This window comes from Polynucleobacter sp. 78F-HAINBA, assembly GCF_018882325.1.
GTDB lineage: Bacteria > Pseudomonadota > Gammaproteobacteria > Burkholderiales > Burkholderiaceae > Polynucleobacter.
Genome location: NZ_JACVOQ010000001.1, coordinates 320,209 through 342,364, shown reverse-complemented (window position 1 = coordinate 342,364; position 22,156 = coordinate 320,209). Strand labels below are relative to the sequence as shown.

Sequence of the window (22,156 nt, the reverse complement as noted above, 5' to 3'; positions counted from 1 at the left end):
TTATGTGCCATGAAGTTTAAGGCTTATTTGTGTATAACGCCTTAATTGGTTACCATTTTGCCAAATCCCCTCCAAGGGTTTGATCTATCTATAAAATTGCGATTATGGATCTAATTTTGCTAGGCAAGGCCTTAATACTGGGGGTAGTGGAAGGCTTAACAGAGTTTTTGCCCATCTCTAGCACGGGACATCTCATTTTGGTGGGTGATTTACTCGACTTCAATGACGAACGGGGCAAGGCCTTCGAAGTCATCATTCAGTTTGGAGCCATTTTGGCGGTTTGCTGGGAGTTTCGTGAAAAGCTCTGGAAAGTCGCCTCTACTGTCAAAAGTAGCGCGATTTCCCGTCGTTTTATTCTCAATCTCCTGATTGCCTCCATTCCGGCATTGGGCTTGGCGTTTGTATTTGGCAAGCACATTAAAGCGGTATTGTTTGCTCCTATCCCGGTAGCAAGTGCTTTTATATTGGGTGCGTTGGTCATTTTTTGGGCTGAACGCCGTCAAACCAAACTGATGCATTCGCCGCTTAAGTCTCATATTCAGTCAGTTGATGATTTAACCCCTTCAGATGCGCTGAAGGTTGGCCTTGCTCAATGTGCCGCATTGATTCCGGGAACCTCTCGTTCGGGCGCAACCATTATTGGCGGTATGTTATTTGGTTTGTCTCGTGCAGTGGCGACCGAGTTTTCTTTCTTCCTAGCAATTCCCGTGATCGGTGGTGCAACTGCTTACGAACTTCTCAAGCTTTGGAAAAATCCAGTGTCCTTATCTGGTGACTTTACTTTAGCAATTGTGGTGGGCTTTATCGCCGCCTTTATCTCTGCTTTTATTTGTGTACGCTGGTTGATTCATTATGTCGCTGGACATAATTTCATTCCATTCGCCTGGTATCGAATTGTCTTTGGTGTGCTGGTATTGGTAAGTGCATACACCGGTCTCGTGGCTTGGTCTCACTAATTTAAATCAATGAAATTTAATAGACGTAGATTGGAATAAATATGGATGTATCGATTGACGCTATTACTAATAACATTCAACTGGCATTAGCCCCAGTATTTTTATTAACTGCAGTAGCCACCTTAATTAATGCGATCTCTGCCCGCTTAGCACGATCAGTAGATCGTATGCGCGCTATTCAGCACCGAATTCAGGAGGGCGGAATTCAGGATCCAGACATCCTAAAGCATATGATGAAAGAGGCGAATGAGGCAAAGGTACGCGGTCGTCTTTGTACGGCTGCCATCTTTTTTGATGTCTTAAGTGGTGTATTTATTTCTTTAACAGTCTTAGAGTTATTTTTCTTCCAAGCCGGTGCCGTGCGTTCCTTGCAGGCTACTTATGTGATTTGGACATTTGTGCTTGGTCTCATATCATTCATGACATCCTTATCTATCGTTTTAGGTGAAGTGGTCTATGCCTATCGCTCAGCAGGGTGGAACACTCCATTCCCAAAATAAAGGTATTGCTACAGTGACTTTTCCTAGAACAGATCGTATCCGCTCATTTGTATTGAGGGCTGGCAGAACAACCGCTGGTCAGCAGCGCGCCATCGATGACTTAGGTCCTCAGTTCTTGGTGCCGTTTCAAGATACGGTATTAGATCTTCCGCAGGCATTCAATGGTTCATCGCATCCTAAGATATTAGAGATTGGTTTTGGGATGGGCGAGACGACTGCCAAAATTGCTGCTTTACGCGCTGAAGATGATTTTTTGGCGATCGAAGTACACCCACCGGGTGTGGGTGCTTTGCTGAAATTAATTGGCGAGAACAATCTCACTAATTTGCGATTGATTCGGCATGATGCGGTTGAGGTACTGGAGAAGATGCTTGCCCCAAATTCTTTGGATGGCATTCATATTTATTTTGCAGATCCTTGGCATAAGAAGCGTCATCACAAGCGTCGTCTGATTCAGGCGGAGTTTGTGAAGTTGTTAGTCTCACGCCTCAAGCCTGGCGCCTATTTACATTTGGCTACCGACTGGCATAACTATGCCGAGCAAATGCTCTTGGTATTAAATGCAGAATCAGCCCTTGTTAATACATCTTCCGAGCAAGTGCAGGTAGAGACATTCACAGCGGAAGATGTAGCTAAATCTGAAGATTCAAAAGAATTCAGGCCTACGCTAGAGCAGCTCAGCGCTCAGCATCCGGGATACGTAGAGAGACCCGCTTACCGACCGATTACCAAGTTTGAGAACCGCGGCATTAAGCTGGGTCATGGAGTTTGGGATTTGGTTTACAAAAAGAAATAAAGCCGCTATTAAGCGGCTTGATTGATTTGCTGCCGTAATCCTTGCTCTTACAGTCCCAAGCAAACGTACTTGAGCTCAAGATACTCATCCATGCCGTAGATGCTCCCTTCACGCCCTAAGCCCGATTGCTTTACCCCTCCAAATGGACCCACTTCATTAGAGATGATTCCTGAGTTCACTCCCACAATGCCGTACTCCAATGCTTCAGCCGCCTTCCAGATGCGACCAATATCTCGGCTGTAAAAGTAGGAGGCTAATCCAAATTGGCTATTGTTCGCCAATCTTATTGCTTCCTCATCACTTTCAAAGGCAATGATGGGGGCTACTGGGCCAAAGGTTTCCTCATAAGTAATGAGCATGTCATTAGTGACATTAGACAAAATCGTTGGCTCATAGAAAGTGCCGCCCAAGGAAGATCGCTTTCCGCCGCTAATGAGCTTTGCGCCTTTGCTAAGCGCATCAGCCATATGTTTCTCCACCTTCTCTAGTGCTGCTTGTTCAATCAGCGGGCCTTGAGTAGTGCCGGCTTCCATGCCGTTACCCACCTTAATCACTTGAATGGCTTTAGCAAACTTCTCCACAAATTGATCGAGGACATTCTTGTGTACATAGAAGCGATTTGCGCAAACACAGGTTTGACCAGAATTACGATACTTAGATGCCATTGCACCAGAGACTGCTGCATCGATATCTGCATCTTCAAACACAATGAAAGGCGCATGACCACCAAGCTCGAGTGCTAATTTTTTTACGGTAGGCGCGCACTGCGCCATCAAAATGCGACCCACTTCTGTGGAGCCAGTAAATGAGAGGTGACGCACTACAGGTGAAGCACAGAGCGTTTTACCAATCGCAATCGATTGATCGGCATCTGCCGTCAGAATGTTGACCACGCCAGCTGGGACACCAGCGCGCTGTGCAAGTTCAGCTAGAGCCAAGGCGGACAGTGGAGTTAGCTCAGCTGGTTTGATAACAATCGTGCAACCTGCAGCCATTGCTGGTGCAATCTTGCGGGTAATCATCGCAATTGGAAAATTCCAGGGCGTAATCGCCACGCAGACACCAATCGGTTGCTTCATGACGATGAGGCGTTTATCACTCCATGTCGTACTTGGAATAGAGCCTGCTACGCGTTTTGCTTCCTCTGCAAACCATTCAATAAATGAGGCGCCGTAGGCTACTTCACCGGCTGCCTCCACTAAGGGCTTGCCTTGCTCTAGGGTCATGAGGGTGGCCAGGTCTTGCGTATTTTGAATAACAAGATCAAACCATTTGCGCATGACGCTAGCGCGTTCTTTGGCAGTTTTACTTTTCCATTCTTGGAAAGCGCTCTCTGCAGCCTGGATGGCTAGCTCTGCATCTTTTGGCTCAAGATTGCTTACTTGAGCAATTTCTTCGCCGGTAGCTGGATTGGTCACTGCGAAGGTATTGGCAGTCTTTACCCAACCACCGTTAATGAAGGCCTCTTCTTTAAAAAGGCTTGGATCTTTGAGTAACTTACGAATATCTATCTTTTGCATGACAAAGTCTCCAAAATCGTTCTAGCTATTGATGTTTAGTAGCTTAATGTATTTGATCAATTAATTTTATCCCTCAAGCAAAGGTAATGAAAAACCCCTGGACTCTGAAAGGAGTGCAGGGGTTGGTGGGCTGTCTTTAGACGGATTAGCTCATCTTGACTTAGCCTGCCTGAATCTCTGTACTGCGGAGTTTTTGAGCTAAGAGGTCTAGTACGCCGTTGACGTATTTATGGCCATCGGTACCGCCAAAGGTCTTGGCAAGTTCTACAGCCTCATTGATAGCCACTTTGTATGGCACAGATAAATCCATAGCCAGTTCATACACGCCAATTAACAAAGCGGCATGCTCTACAGGTGAGAGCTCATTAATAGGGCGATCTAGCGCAGGAGTGATGATGCCTTCGAGTTCATCTGTACGTTCTAATACGCCAGCAAAGATGCCCTGAAACAAGTCATGCTGGCAGCGACGAAAGCCAGGATCTTCAGCTAACTGTTTGGCGATGGCTGCGGCATTTGGCAGGCTACCTGCGCGACGCATCACCAGGCTTTGATAGACGCCCTGTAAGGCGTATTCACGAGCACGGCGACGTGGTGTGAGGGAGCGCTTTGGTGCGCTAGCTACAGGGGCTTGTGCAGTTGCAGGGGTTTTAGTCATATCAATCTTTATTCTTCGCTAGGATTGATTTCAAAATCAATGTCTGGTGTGAGGGCTAATGCTAAGTTGGCCATTTCAACTACGGCTTTTGCGCAATCGGCACCCTTTACTTGAACGCGAACCTGAGCCTGCTCATCTGTCTCGCAGGTGAGGACGCCATTCGCGATTGGTAATCCAGACTCTAGGCAAACACGGGTGATGCCAGCACCAGATTCATTCGACACGAGTTCAAAGTGATAAGTCTCGCCACGGATGATGGCGCCTAGCGCAACCAAGCCATCGAACTCACCTGTTTCAGCTAACTTTTGCAGTGCAAATGGAATTTCTAATGCGCCCGGCACAGTGACTAACTTGATATCAGATTGAGAGACGCCTAACTTGATGAGTTCTTCAATACATGCAGTAGTGAGTGCAACGCAGTGTTCTTCATTAAAGCGCGCTTGCACAATGCCAACCCGTAAGTCTTGACCATTTAGATCGCTAGCCAATACGCCTACTGCGGATTCATTGTTTGATGTATTCATGATGCTTTCGGAATAACTTATAAATTCGATTCAAGATTAGATGCAAAAGGGGTGTAGCCAGTCACTTCCAGCTTATATCCAGATAGGCTTGGTACTGGACTTGGATTGGCTAGCAAACGCATTTTTCCTACGCCCAGATCTTTGAGGATTTGCGCGCCGATACCGTAAGTGCGGAAATCGGTTTTGCGAGCCGGCGGTGTCTCGGTATTTTCTGAGTGCGTACCATTGAGCTTGTGAAACTGCGCCAGCCAATCTGCATCGCCGGGAGCGGCAATGCCAGATGCATTGAGTAAAACAGCGACACCAGCCGGTGATGAAGCAAGTTTTTGTAGTGCGTGGGCGAGTGGCCAAGAATGGGTGCTCACATTGGCATCCAAGAAATCTAATGCTGTAAGGGGCTCGTGTACACGTACTAAAGTTTCTGTGCTCTCTGAAGGCTTGCCATGAACCAAAGCTAAGTGAATGCATGAGCTTGGTGTATCGCGATAGACGATGCCTTGGAACTTACCCCAAGGCGTCACAAACTCACGCTCACCTTCGCGCACCACAATGCTTTCATGTTGGCTACGATATTGAATGAGATCTGCAATACTGCCAATCTTTAATTGATGTTCTTTTGCAAACTCTAGCAAATCTGGCAAACGTGCCATGCTGCCATCGTCTTTCATGATTTCGCAAATGACGGCGGTAGGCGAGCAGCCCGCCATGGCGGCTAAATCACAACCTGCTTCTGTGTGGCCAGAGCGAATCAATACGCCACCTGGCTGCGCCATTAACGGAAAGATATGTCCTGGCTGAACTAAGTCATTGGGCTTTGCATTAGCGGCAACCGCAGTTTTGATAGTGTGGGCACGATCAGCTGCTGAGATTCCGGTGGTGACGCCACTAGCTGCTTCAATTGAGACTGTGAAATTCGTGCCCATTGAAGTGCCGTTATCACGCACCATCAAAGGTAGGTTAATTTGTTGGCAACGTTCGCGCGTCAAAGTGAGGCAAATCAGTCCACGACCATGTTTGGCCATGAAATTGACTGCTTCAGGGGTGACATGGTCAGCAGCGAGTACTAAATCGCCTTCGTTCTCGCGATCTTCTTCATCGACCAAGATCACCATCTTGCCGGCTTTCATGTCAGCAACGATTTCTTCGGTGGAGGCGAGAGTATTTTGCATAGCCCTCTATTTTAAGCTGAGGAGGGGTTTTTGGGTCCCACTTGGCATCCTTAGCTCAATATCCAGCTTTTCTGACGACTAGCGCCCATCTAAAGCCTATTTCCACTTGATATGACCTTGGAAAATGGCCCATGCCCAACATTCCGCCTGGATCCGTCAAGAAAGCGAACAAGAGACCCGCTAATGTTCATGAATTAGGTGGACAAAGTCATGGCTTTGTATTGCTAGAGGTCCTGGTGGCAATGACCTTGGTAGTGACCAGTTGGATCAGCTTGGGCAATACCTATCAAAAATTGGTGCTGAGTATGGGGCAATTAAGGGAAAAGCGCGTGCAAATACATCAAGAGTTAGATCAACATGAGATTGCCCAAGCCAAAGCAGCAAAAATTGTTTCAATAACGGATATGCCAAAAGTGCGTTTGCGCACTAAGTCTTTCAAATGAGCTTGTTGGAATGTCTCGTTGGATTCGCGCTATGTCTTATCTTGGTGGGGCCGCTATTAAAAAATAGTGGGGAGCTGATCGCCAAACAAATTGAGCTTGAGAAAACCCAATCACTCGCACTTGAAGCGGATCGCGCTCTGGAATTGATTGGTCGTTCTATTCGGATGGCGGGATATCGGAATGCACCCACTCTAAGCGCCAAGAGAATGGAAAAATCAAAATACAGTTTCATTCAAATTCAGAAGGGCGTGGGATTTCAAAGTTCAGATTCCATTATGGTGAAACATGAAGTTTCTCGAGGGGTGGATTTTGATTGCATTGGTAACGTTATTACTCAAGAGCGTAGCAAGCAGAATTTAGCTCAACATGGATTTATGGTGGATCGACAGGCAAGCATTCCCAAGGGTATGCGTGTGAATGGCGGCTCACTTATTTGCCAGTCTCTGGATCGCCAAGGACGCTTACAAAACACTACCTTAATGAATGGTATTAACCGTTTATCAATCGAGCCTATACAGGCTAGCACACAGACCGTAGTGCCATCTGATGCGGGTGCACAGACATTCAGGGTGAAATTAGAAATGACTGATGGCGCAAAGATTCAGCGCATATTTGAGCGTACTTTTTCTACAAGAAATCTCTCGTGATTATTGCTTGGGTCTTATCTCTATTGATGCTGCTAGCTTCCTTGGTAAACATCTTGGAGCGTTCTGTTGCGCTGGAGCTCATCAGTCTTCATGCTTCAGTCGACTCAGGAAGAAAATTCATTGCATCTGAAAAAGCGCTTTTGGAGTGTGAGGAGTATTTAGGGAATATTGCCGTACTCAATCACTCCGCTTGCCATATTCAATCTGCAGGAAAAAATCTCTGGTTAATTTCAACTAAAGAAAAACCCACACTCCAGATCTTAGTTTCTCTGGATGAAAAGACTAAACAAGCCACCCGCTTAAATTGGCGCCAAGAATTTGAATGAATCGCATGAATGAAAACCAGAATGCAAATGAAGTGAAGTGCTTAGTAAATGAGCGCGGTGGGAGTTTGCTGGAGTTAATGGCTGTGGTGCTATTGATTACGATCATGGCAGTGATGTCGATGCCGACACTTCAGTACTACATGGCCGTTCGAGAAATCGATACTATTGCCCGACGTTTTATTGCGCATGCGCAATTTGCCCGAGGGCAGGCTCTCATTCTTGGTATTCCTATTCAGATTGCGCCTATAAGTGGCAATCTGTGGGATGAGGGATGGGCGGTGAGGAATGCCTGTTCAAACAAGCGCGCCTCATCGGCTTGTGTGGAGCGCAATTGGTTTTCTCAGGGGGATATTGCGCCCATCTACTTTAAGGGTGGGGGTAAACAATTTATAGATCCGCACAGCTCAAAACGGGGGATTTTGTTCAATGCTGCTGGTGCCGCTAAAACTGGGCAGGGCGGCTTTGTGGCTAATCGCCTGGTATTGGGTCATGAGCAAGATGCAAGCTTGGAAAGACAGTTGATTCTGGGTAGTGGTGGCCGCTGGAGAATTTGCGATCCTTATAAGGACTCCAAAGCCTGTAAGTAGGACGGGTAAATTTGCTGCTTCTGCCCACAATCGGTTTTAATAGACCCATGTATACCGCTGTTGACCATCAATTGATGAGTGAAGCCTTGGCTGAAGCTCAAAAAGCCCTTTATCTATCCAATCCCAATCCTCGGGTAGGTTGTGTCATCGTCAAAGATGGACAGGTGATTGGGCGAGGCCATACCCAAAGAGTGGGCGGTCCTCATGCCGAAGTTCAGGCATTGGCGGATGTGAAGGCGAAAGGCTTGGATCCCGCTGGATCGACAGTCTATGTCACCTTAGAGCCATGCAACCATACCGGCAGAACTCCACCTTGTGTTGATGCCTTGATTGAGGCGCAGCCAGCCATGGTGATTGCCGCTATGTCTGATCCAAATCCTTTGGTGGGTGGTAAGGGCTTAGAGCGATTGAAGGCTGCAGGAATTGAGGTGCGTTGTGGTTTGTTAGAAGCAGAGGCAAAAGCGCTTAATCGAGGATTTATTTCTCGGATGATGCGAGGTTTGCCTTGGGTGCGGATGAAAATTGCTGCCAGCTTGGATGGGAAGACGGCACTCCCCAATGGCCAGAGCCAGTGGATTACAGGACCACTTGCAAGAGCCGATGGTCATCACTGGCGCGCTCAAGCTTGTGCCATTTTGACCGGCGTAGGTACCGTTAAAGAGGATGATCCAACTCTCAATGTCAGAGAAGTAAAAACGGAGCGTCAGCCATGGCGGGTAATTGTGGATTCTAAATTAGAGACGCCACTGCATTCCAAGGTGCTCAAGCAGTTGGATCAATCTGGAGTCATTCTAGTTTGCGCCTCATTAGACTCCCCAGTTGCAAAAGAAAAGGCTGCAGCCTTTGACGCCTTCGGTATTGAAGTGATTGCCATGGCCAACGCTCACGGCAAAGTAGATTTACCTAAACTCTTTCAGTACCTCGCTCAAGAACGCCACATGAATGAAATCCATGTCGAGGCCGGATTTAAATTGAATGGTTCTTTGCTCCGCGAACATTGTGTCGATGAGCTACTCCTCTACTATGCCCCCTTCTTTATTGGTGAGGGTATTGGTATGGCAAACATTTCACCCTTGGGGGCATTGGATCAACGTCAAGATTGGCAAATGATCGATCAAGATAGATTTGGCTCTGATATCCGTATACGTCTCATCAAATCCTAATTTTTATTAAAAGTATTACAAGCTAAAATCTCACTATGTTTACTGGAATTATTACTGCCGTTGGCAATATCAAAAGCGCTCAAGAAAAGGGCGATGGCTTACATTTATTGGTAGAAGTGCCGACAGGCTATCTCGATGATGTTGCTTTAGGTGACAGCATTGCTATTCAAGGTGCATGCATGACTGCTACTCAATTGACTAGCAATACTTTTGCATTGGATATTTCTCGCGAGTCGTTAAATAAGACGGTGGGTCTCGATAAAGTGGGCCCTGTAAATCTAGAAAAGGCGCTTCGCCTCAATGATCGCTTGGGTGGTCACCTAGTGAGTGGTCACGTTGATGGTGTCGGTAAGGTAGCGCAGTTTGCTGCCGTGGCTAAAGATGCGTATGGTTCATGGTTGCTGCAGATTGAAGCGCCCAAAGAGCTAGCTTCATTCTTGGCCTATAAGGGCTCGATCGTAGTGAACGGCGTTTCACTGACGGTCAATCAAACGCATGACACTAAAGATGCTTGCTTAGTCGATATCAATATCATTCCGCATACTCTTGAGAACACGACATTAGGTAAGCTCAAGCAGGGTGATGCAGTAAATCTAGAGGTTGATTTGATCGCGCGTTATGTGGCACGAATGCTGGAAGCTCAAATAAAGTAAACCGAATTACTTTTTCTGATAGCGAGTTGGATCATTCAGATTTGCTTGCTTAAAGCCTACCTGCCTTAAGCGACAAGATTCGCACTCACCACAAGCTTCACCTAAGTCATTAGCTTGGTAGCAGGAAACAGTTTGCGAGTAATCCACTCCTAGCGTGGTTCCTAGCTGGATGATTTCCGCTTTGCTCATACTGATGATGGGCGCGTGAACCCGAAAGCGATTGTCATCATTGATAGCTTCAACCCCAGCCTTGGTGGCGAGGTTAGCCATCGTTTCAAATGAGGCAACATATTCTGGGCGGCAGTCAGGGTAGCCAGAGTAATCCACTGCATTAGCGCCATAAAAAATATCTAATCCACCCAATGATTCTGCCCAGCCTAAAGCGAGTGAGAGCAGGATGGTATTACGTGCCGGTACATAAGTGACGGGGATCTCTTGATCCTTGCCGGGAGTAATGGGCACATCAATTGTGGAGTCAGTTAATGCAGAGCCACCAAAACGAGTGAGATCTAAATTCACGACCTCGTGACGAATAACCCCCATTTTTTTTGCGATATGTTTTGCTGCAGCCAGCTCTGAGGAGTGGCGTTGCCCATAGCCTACTGATAAAACATAGGGTGCGTAGCCAAGATCTTTTGCAAGCGCGAGAATCGTGCTGGAATCTAATCCGCCAGAAAACAAAATAACTGCAGGAGCATTTGGTTTGCGGGGAGCAATATTCTGAAACGCGGCAGATAGAAAAGACATGGCGAGCGGAACTTACTTGATTGCAGCGTTCAGCTGCTGAGCATCTTTTGCTGACTCAGTATCTGGGTACTTACTAATGATCTCGCTGAATGTTTTTTTGGCTGCTGCTTTGTTGCCGCTTTCCAATTGCGAATTTCCGAGTGTCAACATCGCAGAGGGAACACGGGGATGAGTTGGATAGCGTTTAATCAAGCTTTGTAACTGCGCAATTGCGCCAGCGTAATCTTTGTTGGCATATTTACTATTACCGCTCCAGAAAAGCGCTAATGGTAAATAAGGGCTTTTCGGATAGCGGTTAGCAAATGCGGAGAATCCTTCATCCGCCTTTTTGAGGTTGCCTGCCTGAAAAGCCTTCAATGCATCGTCGTAGGCTTTTTTCTCATTCGGTTGAACTGTGCCACTAACACCTTCAATCGTGGCGGTGCGAGGCTCAAAATTCCCGAGACGGTTATCTAAATCCTGATAATACGTTTTTTGGCTGGTGCTGATATCTTCACCTTGCTTCTCCAGGCTCTCTACCTTGCCACGTAATTCCGCATTGTCCGCTTTGAGCTTCTCAATTTGGTTTTGTAAATCCATTTGCGTAGTTGCTAGAGACTTACGTAAGTCAAGAATAGCCTTACGCGCATCATCGTCAGCAAAGAGTGCCCAGGCACTGTTGGACATCCCTAGAAAAATAGTGATGGCACTTAAACAAAACGCTCGTGAGAGCGTTTGTTTAAAAGAGTGATTTGGCTTACGCATGAGCATTAGTTCGTGATGTAAACAATATCAGCACGGCGATTCTCTGCCCAGGCGGCTTCATTGTCACCTTCTGCTTTGGGCTTCTCTTTACCAAAGCTCACGGCTTCCATTTGGTCATCAGAGACGCCCATTAAATTAAGTGACTTACGTACTGCGTCTGAACGACGTTGACCCAATGCTAAGTTGTATTCGGCTGTGCCGCGCTCGTCGGTATTGCCTTGAATAATGATTTTCTGCTTTGGGTTAGCCTTCAAGAAGCTGGCATGTGCAGATAATTGTTTCTGATATTTGGTCTGAACAGTGTATTCGTTGAGATCAAAATAGACGCTACGCTGGAAGAGTGGGCTGCTTGGATCATTCCATGGCTGTGAGCCGAAGTTGCCACTGCCACCACCATTGGCGCCATCAACATCATCTAATTTGACGCTTGAGCAAGCGGCCAAAAATAATGCTGTTACACCTACGAGGGTGAATGTTGCGGCACGGCGTGCGATAGAAATCTTCATGATCTTTCCTTTTTCCTACAAACGAGGCTATTAAATAAGCTAATAGCCAATATTATGCCCCCAAGACCGCTGAATTTGAATGGAAATTACCGTGTGCAGTAGCCTAAAGCAGTTGTGGATGCTTTTACTTTTACTCAAATGAGGTAAAATAAATCCTCACATGAGGAATTTAATATGCCTGGCGTAATCCCAAAAAAGACTGCGACGAAAGTGCTTCATAAACCCCAAGCGGGGTTTGATCAACAGGATCTATCTTTTGCCACTATTTATCGAGTTGAGCCTATGGATCGCATCAAGTTGATTCGAGATGGGATTCCCGCCAGATATATCAGCGTCATTTCTGACTCCATGGGAATTACAAAGGAAACCTTATTTAAGTTCTTGAACTTACCGAAGTCGACCATTGATAAAAAATCCGTCGCAAATCAAATGCTGCCGATTGAACAGGGCGAGCGTTTAATTGGTATGGCTAAGCTGGTGGGGCAGGTGGAATCAATGATTGCTGAGTCAGGAAACCCAGATGGCTTTGACGCTGCTAAGTGGGTGGCAAGTTGGCTTGAAAAGCCTTCCCCAGCATTGGGTGGCGAGAAGCCTTCAGCCTATTTAGATACAGTTTCTGGTCAAGAGATGATTTCTGATCTCCTTGCCAAAATTCAAACTGGAGCATACGCATGAGTGTTCAGGCAGTTTGGAGAATCGCGCTCGATGCTCCCATGTTTAAGGCCGATGATCTTAGTGGGGAGGGCGCAAAAAAATCAGGTGGAAGATGGAATAAAAAAGGAACACCCGTCTTGTATACCTCGGAGTCCATCGCACTTGCTTGCCTGGAAACTCTGGTGCATATCAATGCGCAAGGGCTTCCCTTAACCCGCTATCTGGTCCGAATTGATATCCCGACGAGAGTGTGGAATTTGGCTAAGAGCTTGAATGCTAAAACGGCTGGCATTGGTTGGGATGCATTGCCGGCTGGAACTGCCAGCATTGAGAAGGGTCAGAAGTGGCTGCAATCAAACGCAAGTGCCTTGTTATTGGTACCTTCCGTTGTAATTCCACAAGCAAGCAATGTATTAATTAACCCCTTGCATCCAGATATAAAACTGATTAAAGCAAAGAAAATTGAACAGTTTTCTTATGACCCACGTTTAGTGGGTCAGACCTAATACATTCATCAGTCTTAATCCATAAAGGGGCCCCAGGATGGCTGACGCACATCGGATCCTGGAATGCTGAGTACCTGCTTAGAGTTGCCGTCCACAGAGACTGCCGCCAAGACCCGTTTGCCGCCGACTTTGGTGGAATACAGCACATAGCGACCATTTGCAGCGAAGGAGGGGGATTCATCGCTAGTGCCATCAGTAAGGGCTTGCGAGTCGCCTGTAGCGAGGTTAAGGATGTAAAGACGGAATGCCCCGCCAATATTAGCGATATAAGCCAAATACTTGCCATCAGGAGAGATGCGCGGTGAAGTCACAAAGCCTTGCTTATAAGTAATGCGCTTTGCACCTTCAACTTGTTCGCCCTCAGCACTCATACGATAGATTTGTGGATTGCCACCACGATCGCTCGTGAAATAGATGTAGCGACCATCTGCGGAGTACTGTGGTTCAGTATCAATGGTGCGGCCGCGCGTGAGGCGTTGTAGTCCGGTGCCGTCCGCATTAATGCCGTAGATCTGGGTGTTGCCGTCTTTGGAGAGGGATACGGCCAATTTCTTGCCATCAGGCGACCAAGCAGGTGCGCTGTTATTGCCCTTTTGATTTGAGAGAGAAATACGACGACCAGTAGCGAGTTCATGAGCGTAGATGACGGGCTTACGATCTTCAAAAGATACATAAGCTACTTTCTTGCCATCTGGTGACCATGATGGGGAGATGATAGGTTCACCACTATTCATAGCATTGCGAATGTTCTGACCATCCGCATCGGAGATGACTAAGCGATAACGCTTGCCTTCTTTAATGACGTAGGAAAGGCGTGTTGAGAAGATGCCACGCTCACCCAATAATTTGTAGATGATGTCATCAGCAATTTTGTGCGCAGCTGCACGTAAATTATCGGCACTGGAATTAATATTTAAGCCGCCAAGACTCTCGGACTTCCGAACATCAAATAACTTGTAGCGAATCTCAAACTGAGAAGCACCAGTTTGCACTACCGAGCCAAGAACCAAAGCATCCGCACCACGAGCCGACCAGGATTTGTAGTTTGGTGTGCCTTCATCGCTTTCACTCGCATTACCATTTTCAGTATTTTTAAAGTAACCACTGCGCGCTAAGTCTTGGCGAATAATTTCAGTAACACTGGTAGGAAGTTTGTTCTCATCTTTGAAGCGCATCACGGCGATGGGGTAGAGCGATTGCCCTACGCCAGTGATTTCAATATTCATTTGTGCTACAGCGGGTGTGCTCAATCCAGTGATTGACAGCATCACTGTAAACATTGTTACCACTGATAAAAAATACTTTTTAGCTACTTGCCACATGCTTTAGTCCTTGGGTTTAAAGGTCAGCTTAACTTCTCTTTGAGGAATTTTTCCATTGTCGTCTTTTGGCAGGCTCTCCGCACGGGTTAGTGCAAGTAACACTGCGCGATCCCAGCCGGCGTTGCCGCTAGAGGTAATGAGATCGGTGCTTAAGATTGCGCCATCGGGTGCCAGATTGACTTTAACGACTGCCGCAGGATTACCGCTAATGGATTCTGGGTTGAACACAATTAGAGGCTTAACCTTTTTGATAACTTTATCCGTCCATCCTGGAGGTGCATTACCACCGCCACCAACACCACTTCCACTGGTTCCACCGCTGCCACCTTCAGCCCCAGCAGCAGCGCGCAGACGGGCTAATTGGTCGGCACGCACTTTCTCGGCGGCGGCATTGGCTTTAGTTTCGGCGGGGGCAGTTGCTTTCGGGGCTTCAGCCTTTTTTGGTTTCTCTTTTTCCTTCTCCTTAGGTGGAGTCGGTTTCGGTGGCTTAGGGGTTTCTTTCACCACTTCTTTTTTAGGCGGCTCTTTCTCAACCTTCTTTTTCTTGATGGCGATGTCGGCCGCTTCTTCTTTCATTTCCGTTTTGAGTTCTGGCACAACAGGCGTTTCGACTTGCTGACTCGCATCCCAAAGCTCAACTTCTACTCCTGATGGTGTGGAGTTATTCCAACTGATGCCGATGACTAAGAATGCGACTAAACCTAAGTGCGCAGCCAGTGAAAAACTAAAAGCACGTTTAGTACTTTCGTTTTTAGTAGGCCGGCCTCGTGAGAAGCTTGAGTGAAAAGTTTGCGCGCTATTCATGAATGAAAGACAAAGAGACCTATTGGCTCTTCACGGCAAGGCCGACACGTTTCACACCATTTTCTTTGAGCTTGGACATCACTTCCATCACTACTTCGTACTTAATGGATTTATCAGCAGCAAGAACAACGGGTTGCTCGGCGGACTTCTCGGCTTGTGATCTGGCAAAGGCGCCAAGTTCAAATTTATTCAAAGTTTGAACCGGATCACCGTCTTTACGAACAATGACATTTTCATTGGCATCAATCGTTAAAAAGACGGGTGGCAAGGATTGCACTTTTGCACCACCTACAGTAGGCAAATTCACGACACCGGGATTGACCATCGGTGCGGTCACCATAAAGATGACCAGCAATACCAACATCACATCGATATAGGGCACCACATTGATGTCGGCCATTGCCCGACGCTTAGAGGACTTTCTGAGTGAGCCGGCCATGCTTATTTACCTGCAGCTTGACGTTGCAAGATGTTGGTGAATTCTTCTATAAAGGTTTCAAAGCGGATGGATAGGCGATCTACATCGGTTGCCGCGCGGTTGTAAGCCACTACTGCAGGAATCGCAGCAAATAGGCCGATCGCGGTTGCGACCAGTGCCTCAGCAATACCAGGGGCTACTGCCGCCAGGGTGGCGTTTTGAACGTTAGCCAAGCCACGGAACGCATGCATGATGCCCCAAACGGTGCCAAACAAGCCGATGTAAGGAGACACAGAGCCGACCGAAGCTAAGAATGGGAGATTAGCCTCTAGGGCGTCCATCTCACGTTGATAGGTGGCTTTCATGGCACGGCGGGCAGCATCGATTTCACGTACTTTCATGAACTCTTGCATGCCAGCTTCAAAGATATGCTCTAAAACGGCATCGCTACGGGTATTACGCTGCGCTGCCTCCAGAAGGGTGCCAAGGTCGCCGCCAGACCAAAAATCCCGCTCAAAACGCTCGGTATCTTGTCTTACGCCTCGCAAAATAGCCGTTTTCTTAAAAATGATGGTCCAAGAGGCCACAGACATCCCCAGTAATAACAACATTACTAACTGGACTAATAGGCTGGCATTAAGGACTAGGGAGAGGAATGAGAGGTCTTGAGTAGGTGTCATGGTGGATTTTGTATGATGTAGGTTGATTTTACTAAGTTAATTAACGTAGCAATCCAACTTCATTAGGATTATCACCATGTTTGACCGCCAAAACACTTTAGCCAAAACCGACCCAGAATTGTGGGCAGCGATTCAGAATGAAAATAAGCGTCAAGAAGACCATATTGAGCTGATCGCTTCTGAAAACTACACCTCCCCAGCAGTGATGCAAGCTCAAGGCTCACAGTTGACCAACAAGTATGCTGAAGGCTATCCAGGTAAGCGTTATTACGGTGGCTGTGAATTTGTGGACGTGGCTGAGCAATTAGCGATTGATCGTGTAAAAGCGCTATATGGTGCAGAGGCGGCGAACGTACAGCCGCATTGCGGCGCATCTGCTAACCAGGCAGTGTTCTTGGCATTCTTAAAGCCAGGCGATACCTTCATGGGCATGAGCTTGGCTGAAGGTGGTCACTTAACCCACGGCATGGCTTTGAATATGAGCGGTAAGTGGTTTAACCCGATCTCCTATGGCCTTGATAAAAACGAAGTGATCGATTACGAGCAAATGGAGCGTCTGGCGCGTGAGCACAAGCCAAAACTCATTATTGCTGGAGCATCTGCTTATTCATTGGTGATTGATTGGGAGCGAATCGGTAAGTTAGCAAAAGAAGTTGGCGCTATTTTTATGGTGGATATGGCGCATTACTCTGGTTTGATTGCTGCTGGCGTATATCCAAGCCCCGTGCCACATGCTGATATCGTAACTTCCACAACGCACAAGAGTTTGCGTGGTCCTCGCGGCGGCATCATCTTGATGAAGGCTGAGCACGAGAAGGCTATTAACTCCGCAGTATTCCCAGGCTTGCAAGGTGGTCCTTTGATGCATGTGATTGCTGGTAAAGCAGCTGCATTTAAAGAGGCGCAAGAGCCAGGCTTTATTGATTATCAAAAACAAGTGATTGCAAACGCAAAAGCATTGGCCGAGACTTTGATCTCACGCGGTCTACGTATTGTTTCTGGTGGTACAGATTCTCACGTCATGTTGGTTGATCTACGCGCTAAGAAGATGACTGGTAAAGAAGCTGAGCGTGTATTGGGCGAAGCACACATTACTTGTAACAAGAACGGTATTCCAAACGATCCAGAGAAGCCAATGGTGACTAGCGGTATTCGTTTGGGTTCACCAGCTATGACAACCCGTGGTTTCAAAGAAGCTGAAGCGCGTCAAGTTGGTAACTTCATTGCGGATGTTCTAGATAATCCAAATGATGCTGACAATATTGCTAAGGTGCGCGCTCAAGTAGCCGAGCTCACTAAGCGCTTCCCGGTTTACGGCTAAAAGCGTAAAGAGAGCACTCATTGCGCTGCCCCTTTTGTCATAACGACGATACCCAGGTATTAGATACCCGGGTATCGGATGAAGGCGACACTATTCGCCGCCGCCGCCGTTGTGCCAAATGCGATAAACGATTTACTACCTATGAACGTGTAGAGCTGGTGTTGCCGGCAATCGTGAAGAAGAATGGCAGTCGTGTTGAATACAGTCATGACAAGCTCGTGAGCTCAGTCAAGCTGGCATTGCGTAAGCGTCCCGTTTCCTCCGACTCAGTTGATGAGTCAATTGCCCGCATTGAAGAAAAGCTACTCAGTCTGGGTGAAAAAGAAATCCCCAGTGAGCGTGTTGGCGAACTCGTCATGCGTGAACTCAAGCGCTTAGACAAAGTCGCTTACATTCGCTTTGCCTCTGTCTACCGAAGCTTTGCAGATATTGAATCTTTTGAGAGTGCGTTGAAAGAGTTGAAGTAGTTATTTTAGGGCTGCAATTTATCCTTTTTTAGCTTCATCGGTGCTCTTGCAGTGTTTCGTTTTATTTCTGGCCCCCCATATAAATTTTCCAAAATTTTTAGTGAGTATTACAGTTGGCACTTCGCAGCGATCAAGTCCACGTATGGTTTGGTGCATTTCATTAATAATTCTGCTGGTCGATTTTATATTTGTCATGATCAATTCCTTCCTTACATTCCGGCCAGAATTCTTAGTCTCTCAATAATCGTAGCGGCTCGACCTTGTTCTGTTGACGCTGGATTTAGGAGCCACGGAAGTCGATCTATAAAGTCTGGGTCGATTAATAGATGTTCAATCTCCTCGCGGATAAATGATTGAACATCTATGGGAGCAGCCGCTAACTCAATATTCAAATTTGATTTGCCATCAACCAAATTGACGATATCCTCGATGTCATGATGCGTATAGTCGCCATTGCCACGATCATTAAATGATTCAAGTTTGCTTGCAATAAATAGTGGCGCTGAAATATGCCGCAACATCAATCCACTCGGAAGTGTTATAGGAATGGATGTTTGCATTGCAAGCTCGTGCCACCGATTACTAAACCCCAAAATGGCAGGGTCAGTAGGCATGAGGTCGATTAGCACCTCATCTTTTGTCCAGCGGCAGATTGCCTCGCTATTTTCTTTGAAGCCTGCGTTACGTAGAGCCTCGCAAACTTGATAGTACTCTGCTCGATCTGATACTTTTGTCACTAAGTCGACGTCCAAAGTCGGTCTTGCCGGTGGTCGACCAGCGTCAGTAATGAGGATTCCAACTACTGCCCCGCCAACAAGCACAACGCTATTGCGAAATTCACCCAAGGCTTCGGCAACATATTGAATATTTACTAAATTAGGATCGGTTTGTAAGTTCAAAGCCGTTTTCCAATTTCAGAAATTGCCATTTCACGTTCCCGTGCTGCGCCACAGCGAATAGCATCCACAAGGACTAGGAATTCATATAGCCTTGAATCTACTTTTACTGCTTCAGTTACCGAGTGATGGAGGGGTAGCAAAGATTGCCCTCTTACGGATCCATCAGGGGTTGGCCAAACCAAAGGAGCTTCATTAGTCTTCGCAAAATGTTGATTGAGTGGTGCCGCACTCACACTGGTGGGTACACCACGTTCGATCGTGCCAATAACTGCCGGAAACGCATATTTCATACCATGCTCTATAAATTCACGTAAAGCGGATCCGATAAACTCCATCTTTCCACTGGATCTTGAAACAAGGCGGGATTTTTCTGCTCTAAGAAACGCCGCATGGATTTCAGAAATTGACATATTTAACTCCGAGGCCAATTGATTAAAAGTAAATTGGCGCTCTCGATTTGCAGCGATTTTTAATGCAACCACTAAATCTTGAGGTTTAAGTGAGGGTTGTTTAAGGCGCATATTTATATTGTTTGTTAAGTATTCTTTATTCTTGAATTTAGAATTCTACCTAATAAGACTGAAAAAAGACAATTATTCTTTATTCTTGAATTTAGAAAACTTTGCGCTATGCCCTTGATGAACCAGATGATTTGTAAAAAAATGCAATTTTAGTATGTAAAATACTAAAAAAGTATATTTTTTTGTATAATTTCACTCATACTAATAGCTGTATGTATTCATGTAAATAACACTCATTTCAAGGTTATCCATATGGAAGTAAACATCAAAAAAAGAAGTCCTCGTGCGCCAGGGGTGACTCTGAACGAAGCGCTAGAACGCGCATTCCAGATTTATGAGGCAGAAAGATTGCATCCAGCCCCAACTGATGTCGTGGCGCAAGCATTGGGTTATAAGAATGCAAATAATGGTGCCGCACTGGCTCTGATTGCCTCACTTCGCTATCTGGGGTTACTTAGTCGCCCAAAGGATGGATTTTTAGCGGTGACTAAGGAGCTTGAAGCATATAAGTTTGCGCCAGATGAAACCATGAAACGTTCTTTGCTAATTGGTTTTTTACGCCGCCCTCAGTTATATACAGAGTTATTGGAGCGTTATAGCTCGGGGTTGCCATCAGATGCCAATTTAAAGTTTGAGCTTATTCAGCGTGGCTTTGCTCCTAATACGGCGGAAATAGTATTAACGGTTTTTCGTAAATCGGTTGAATTTGCTGGGTACTTTGATGGTGCGAGTAACTCAACCTCAGAAGATATATTAATTGAGGGTGACGGTGAAATACTAAACCCACAAGTCGAATCCGTTGAACGGCAAAAGGTGGAGGCAAGCGCTACTGAAAATATATTTGGGCAGCAAGTTCAGGCGCCCTCAGAGTCGGTCAATATTGATAAGATTCCAGTGCGATTGTCTGGTGGAAGGCGGGCATGGCTACATATCCCAATGCCATTCTACGAGGCTGATAAAAGTCGTTTAAAAGCGCAAATTGATCTATTGATGACAGAAGAGGATGAAATTCAATAGAGAGTTAATGTATATAAGATAAAGGTAGGACTGCAATGCAGTCCTGCTGTCATAGGGTGTTCAGACTAGCCAATGGTTTATTTGAGTTCCGCAAAGATAGAAGCAGTAATGTCATCAACACTACCAGTGCCGCTGACTTTGCGATAGGCGGGTGCCTTTACTTTGTCAGTAGGATTACCTTGAGTGGCCCATGTGGAGTAGTACTCAACTAATGGACGGGTTTGATCGTTGTATACCTGCAAACGCTTGCGGACGGTTTCTTCTTTGTCATCATCACGCTGAATCAAATCTTCGCCAGTCACATCATCTTTGCCTGCCACTTTTGGTGGGTTGAACTTGACGTGATAGGTGCGACCAGAGGCTGGATGAACACGACGACCACTCATGCGATCAATGATGGCATCAAATGGCACATCAATTTCAAGAACGTAATCGATTGGTACGCCAGCATCTTTCATGGCTTGCGCTTGAGGAATGGTTCTTGGGAAACCATCAAACAAATAACCTTTGCTGCAATCGGGCTGAGTAAGGCGATCTTTTACTAGGCCAATGATGATGTCATCGGAAACAAGGCCACCGGCATCCATAATTTTTTTGGCAGCGATGCCAAGTTCAGTTCCCGCTTTCACGGCAGCGCGCAACATGTCGCCTGTCGAGATTTGTGGAATGGCAAATTTTTCGCAAATGAACTGAGCTTGTGTTCCTTTGCCAGCACCTGGTGCACCGAGCAGAATTAACCGCATTGTTTTCCCCTTAGAAGACCCTCATTGTCCCGTATTTTTTCGGGATCCCTTGTAACTAATTCCTAGGATTATCCCCGAGAACCCATGGATAACCAGATTCTTGCTTAGTTGACCAAGATGCGACGGACTCGCTCTAGGTCTTCCGCGGTATCTACCCCTGCTGGCGGGGCTTCGCTGGCAGTATGGACAGCAATACGGTAACCATTCCAAAGGGCGCGCAGCTGTTCAAGGGCTTCTGCCTGTTCAGGTGGGGCTGGTTCTAATCGGGTGTAAGCCTGTAAAAAGTCAGCTCGATAGGCGTAGATGCCCAGATGGCGTAAATGTATTGCTGATTGGGCTAGCCCTGGGTCACGTACAAACGGGATACTTGCTCTGGAGAAATACAGTGCCTCGCCAGAGCGATTGAGAACCACCTTAACAACATTCGGATTGGTGATTTCTGCTTCATCTGTAATGGGCACGGCAACGGTTGAGATAGCGCAAGCTGGATGATCGGCCAAAGTTTGGGCTACTTGGTTAATCAGCTCTGGAGGAATGAGGGGTTCATCTCCCTGCACATTCACAACCAGAGTATCAGCTGGCAGTTTTAGTAATTGGGCTACTTCTGCAATGCGATCAGTTCCCGTTGGATGATCTGAGCTAGTCAATAGACACTCAATGCGGTGCTCATCACAGGCTGCTTGTATTTCTGGGGAGTCTGTTGCGACCACAACGCTTTGCGCCAAAGATTGCTGGGCTCGTTCAGCTACTCGAATCACCATCGGTTTACCACCGATATCGGCTAGTGGTTTGCGTGGCAGGCGAGTTGAGCCTAGTCTGGCTGGAATAACAACTAAAAATTCTGTTGGCTTAGCGCTCATGAATGTAG

At 46.6% G+C, this 22,156-nt stretch carries 30 protein-coding genes; 14 read left to right on the top strand and 16 right to left on the bottom strand.

Going from position 1 to position 22,156, the window contains the following annotated elements:
- Positions 1-104: 104 nt before the first annotated feature.
- Genes ICN11_RS01755 through trmB form a run of 3 tightly spaced genes read left to right on the top strand, consistent with a single transcriptional unit; the run spans position 105 to position 2,252 of the window.
- On the top strand, positions 105-956 hold the full coding sequence (locus ICN11_RS01755) for an undecaprenyl-diphosphate phosphatase (RefSeq protein WP_216228859.1): 852 nt from the start codon (positions 105-107) through the stop codon (positions 954-956).
- A gap of 41 nt (positions 957-997) precedes the next feature.
- Entirely contained in the window at positions 998-1,456 is a 459-nt protein-coding gene (locus ICN11_RS01750) for a DUF2721 domain-containing protein (protein ID WP_015420436.1), read from the top strand.
- A complete protein-coding gene (trmB, locus tag ICN11_RS01745) occupies positions 1,413-2,252 on the top strand; it encodes a tRNA (guanosine(46)-N7)-methyltransferase TrmB (RefSeq protein ID WP_216228858.1) in 840 nt (279 codons plus the stop codon). Before ICN11_RS01750 ends, trmB begins: the two co-directional genes overlap by 44 nt.
- 47 nt (positions 2,253-2,299) lie before the next feature.
- Here the strand turns inward: trmB and ICN11_RS01740 are convergent, their stop codons facing one another.
- The 4 genes from ICN11_RS01740 to ribBA all read right to left on the bottom strand — a co-directional run bounded on the left by ICN11_RS01740 (position 2,300) and on the right by ribBA (position 6,120).
- The gene (locus tag ICN11_RS01740) at positions 2,300-3,772 is read right to left on the bottom strand and encodes an NAD-dependent succinate-semialdehyde dehydrogenase (protein ID WP_216228857.1); all 1,473 of its coding nucleotides are present in this window, start codon (positions 3,770-3,772) and stop codon (positions 2,300-2,302) included.
- Between the two features lie 160 nt (positions 3,773-3,932).
- Complete coding sequence (nusB, locus tag ICN11_RS01735; RefSeq protein ID WP_216228856.1) at positions 3,933-4,427, bottom strand: transcription antitermination factor NusB; 495 nt, start codon at positions 4,425-4,427, stop codon at positions 3,933-3,935.
- A gap of 8 nt (positions 4,428-4,435) precedes the next feature.
- Complete coding sequence (gene ribH, locus ICN11_RS01730; protein WP_015420440.1) at positions 4,436-4,951, bottom strand: 6,7-dimethyl-8-ribityllumazine synthase; 516 nt, start codon at positions 4,949-4,951, stop codon at positions 4,436-4,438.
- Positions 4,952-4,968: 17 nt separating this feature from the next.
- The gene (gene ribBA, locus ICN11_RS01725; protein ID WP_216228855.1) at positions 4,969-6,120 is read right to left on the bottom strand and encodes a bifunctional 3,4-dihydroxy-2-butanone-4-phosphate synthase/GTP cyclohydrolase II; all 1,152 of its coding nucleotides are present in this window, start codon (positions 6,118-6,120) and stop codon (positions 4,969-4,971) included.
- A gap of 131 nt (positions 6,121-6,251) precedes the next feature.
- On the opposite strand from ribBA, the gene ICN11_RS01720 reads away from it, so the two are divergent.
- From ICN11_RS01720 to ICN11_RS01695, 6 genes are read left to right on the top strand one after another with little or no spacing between them, the layout of a single operon-like run.
- Complete coding sequence (locus ICN11_RS01720; RefSeq protein ID WP_216228854.1) at positions 6,252-6,563, top strand: hypothetical protein; 312 nt, start codon at positions 6,252-6,254, stop codon at positions 6,561-6,563.
- Positions 6,560-7,210, top strand: a complete 651-nt coding sequence (locus ICN11_RS01715) for a hypothetical protein (RefSeq protein ID WP_216228853.1) — start codon at positions 6,560-6,562, stop codon at positions 7,208-7,210. Before ICN11_RS01720 ends, ICN11_RS01715 begins: the two co-directional genes overlap by 4 nt.
- Positions 7,207-7,536: a hypothetical protein gene (locus tag ICN11_RS01710; protein WP_216228852.1), complete on the top strand. Its 330-nt coding sequence runs from the start codon at positions 7,207-7,209 to the stop codon at positions 7,534-7,536. Before ICN11_RS01715 ends, ICN11_RS01710 begins: the two co-directional genes overlap by 4 nt.
- A complete protein-coding gene (locus ICN11_RS01705) occupies positions 7,533-8,123 on the top strand; it encodes a GspH/FimT family pseudopilin (RefSeq protein ID WP_255539844.1) in 591 nt (196 codons plus the stop codon). Before ICN11_RS01710 ends, ICN11_RS01705 begins: the two co-directional genes overlap by 4 nt.
- A gap of 47 nt (positions 8,124-8,170) precedes the next feature.
- Positions 8,171-9,286 carry a bifunctional diaminohydroxyphosphoribosylaminopyrimidine deaminase/5-amino-6-(5-phosphoribosylamino)uracil reductase RibD gene (ribD, locus tag ICN11_RS01700; RefSeq protein WP_216228851.1) on the top strand — a complete coding sequence of 372 codons (1,116 nt, stop codon included), beginning with the start codon at positions 8,171-8,173 and terminating at the stop codon, positions 9,284-9,286.
- 35 nt (positions 9,287-9,321) lie between these two features.
- On the top strand, positions 9,322-9,939 hold the full coding sequence (locus ICN11_RS01695; RefSeq protein WP_216228850.1) for a riboflavin synthase: 618 nt from the start codon (positions 9,322-9,324) through the stop codon (positions 9,937-9,939).
- A gap of 6 nt (positions 9,940-9,945) precedes the next feature.
- Here ICN11_RS01695 and queC read toward each other — a convergent pair whose 3' ends face one another.
- From queC to pal, 3 genes are read right to left on the bottom strand one after another with little or no spacing between them, the layout of a single operon-like run.
- Complete coding sequence (gene queC, locus ICN11_RS01690) at positions 9,946-10,686, bottom strand: 7-cyano-7-deazaguanine synthase QueC (protein WP_216228849.1); 741 nt, start codon at positions 10,684-10,686, stop codon at positions 9,946-9,948.
- Positions 10,687-10,698: 12 nt separating this feature from the next.
- Positions 10,699-11,430, bottom strand: a complete 732-nt coding sequence (ybgF, locus tag ICN11_RS01685; protein ID WP_216228848.1) for a tol-pal system protein YbgF — start codon at positions 11,428-11,430, stop codon at positions 10,699-10,701.
- 5 nt (positions 11,431-11,435) lie between these two features.
- The gene (gene pal / locus ICN11_RS01680) at positions 11,436-11,936 is read right to left on the bottom strand and encodes a peptidoglycan-associated lipoprotein Pal (protein WP_015420453.1); all 501 of its coding nucleotides are present in this window, start codon (positions 11,934-11,936) and stop codon (positions 11,436-11,438) included.
- A gap of 174 nt (positions 11,937-12,110) precedes the next feature.
- On the opposite strand from pal, the gene ICN11_RS01675 reads away from it, so the two are divergent.
- Together ICN11_RS01675 and ICN11_RS01670 are read left to right on the top strand one after the other, a co-directional pair.
- Complete coding sequence (locus ICN11_RS01675; RefSeq protein WP_216228847.1) at positions 12,111-12,611, top strand: antitoxin Xre-like helix-turn-helix domain-containing protein; 501 nt, start codon at positions 12,111-12,113, stop codon at positions 12,609-12,611.
- Positions 12,608-13,096 carry an RES family NAD+ phosphorylase gene (locus ICN11_RS01670; protein ID WP_216228846.1) on the top strand — a complete coding sequence of 163 codons (489 nt, stop codon included), beginning with the start codon at positions 12,608-12,610 and terminating at the stop codon, positions 13,094-13,096. Before ICN11_RS01675 ends, ICN11_RS01670 begins: the two co-directional genes overlap by 4 nt.
- Positions 13,097-13,110: 14 nt before the next feature.
- Here the strand turns inward: ICN11_RS01670 and tolB are convergent, their stop codons facing one another.
- From tolB to tolQ, 4 genes are read right to left on the bottom strand one after another with little or no spacing between them, the layout of a single operon-like run.
- On the bottom strand, positions 13,111-14,376 hold the full coding sequence (gene tolB / locus ICN11_RS01665) for a Tol-Pal system beta propeller repeat protein TolB (protein WP_255539853.1): 1,266 nt from the start codon (positions 14,374-14,376) through the stop codon (positions 13,111-13,113).
- 45 nt (positions 14,377-14,421) lie between these two features.
- Entirely contained in the window at positions 14,422-15,222 is an 801-nt protein-coding gene (gene tolA / locus ICN11_RS01660) for a cell envelope integrity protein TolA (protein WP_216228845.1), read from the bottom strand.
- Between the two features lie 19 nt (positions 15,223-15,241).
- Positions 15,242-15,661, bottom strand: coding sequence for an ExbD/TolR family protein (locus ICN11_RS01655; protein WP_015420456.1), 420 nt, complete (start codon positions 15,659-15,661; stop codon positions 15,242-15,244).
- A gap of 2 nt (positions 15,662-15,663) precedes the next feature.
- Positions 15,664-16,320, bottom strand: a complete 657-nt coding sequence (gene tolQ / locus ICN11_RS01650) for a protein TolQ (protein ID WP_041484806.1) — start codon at positions 16,318-16,320, stop codon at positions 15,664-15,666.
- A gap of 76 nt (positions 16,321-16,396) precedes the next feature.
- Here tolQ and glyA point away from each other — a divergent pair, with 76 nt between their 5' ends.
- Both glyA and nrdR read left to right on the top strand, forming a co-directional pair.
- Positions 16,397-17,641, top strand: a complete 1,245-nt coding sequence (gene glyA / locus ICN11_RS01645; RefSeq protein ID WP_216228844.1) for a serine hydroxymethyltransferase — start codon at positions 16,397-16,399, stop codon at positions 17,639-17,641.
- Positions 17,642-17,661: 20 nt separating this feature from the next.
- Positions 17,662-18,108, top strand: a complete 447-nt coding sequence (gene nrdR / locus ICN11_RS01640) for a transcriptional regulator NrdR (RefSeq protein ID WP_015420459.1) — start codon at positions 17,662-17,664, stop codon at positions 18,106-18,108.
- A gap of 18 nt (positions 18,109-18,126) precedes the next feature.
- Here nrdR and ICN11_RS01635 read toward each other — a convergent pair whose 3' ends face one another.
- The 3 genes from ICN11_RS01635 to ICN11_RS01625 are packed head-to-tail and all read right to left on the bottom strand — an operon-like array spanning position 18,127 to position 19,528.
- A complete protein-coding gene (locus ICN11_RS01635) occupies positions 18,127-18,303 on the bottom strand; it encodes a hypothetical protein (protein WP_216228843.1) in 177 nt (58 codons plus the stop codon).
- 14 nt (positions 18,304-18,317) lie between these two features.
- Positions 18,318-19,007, bottom strand: coding sequence for a hypothetical protein (locus tag ICN11_RS01630; RefSeq protein ID WP_216228842.1), 690 nt, complete (start codon positions 19,005-19,007; stop codon positions 18,318-18,320).
- Positions 19,004-19,528, bottom strand: a complete 525-nt coding sequence (locus ICN11_RS01625; RefSeq protein WP_216228841.1) for a hypothetical protein — start codon at positions 19,526-19,528, stop codon at positions 19,004-19,006. The genes ICN11_RS01630 and ICN11_RS01625 overlap by 4 nt, the downstream gene beginning before the upstream one ends.
- A 252-nt stretch (positions 19,529-19,780) precedes the next feature.
- Between ICN11_RS01625 and ICN11_RS01620 the strand changes: the two genes are divergently transcribed.
- Positions 19,781-20,545: a hypothetical protein gene (locus ICN11_RS01620; protein WP_216228840.1), complete on the top strand. Its 765-nt coding sequence runs from the start codon at positions 19,781-19,783 to the stop codon at positions 20,543-20,545.
- A gap of 77 nt (positions 20,546-20,622) precedes the next feature.
- Here ICN11_RS01620 and adk read toward each other — a convergent pair whose 3' ends face one another.
- Positions 20,623-21,288 carry an adenylate kinase gene (gene adk / locus ICN11_RS01615; protein WP_216228839.1) on the bottom strand — a complete coding sequence of 222 codons (666 nt, stop codon included), beginning with the start codon at positions 21,286-21,288 and terminating at the stop codon, positions 20,623-20,625.
- A gap of 104 nt (positions 21,289-21,392) precedes the next feature.
- Positions 21,393-22,148: a 3-deoxy-manno-octulosonate cytidylyltransferase gene (kdsB, locus tag ICN11_RS01610; protein WP_216228838.1), complete on the bottom strand. Its 756-nt coding sequence runs from the start codon at positions 22,146-22,148 to the stop codon at positions 21,393-21,395.
- Positions 22,149-22,156 lie beyond the last annotated feature (8 nt).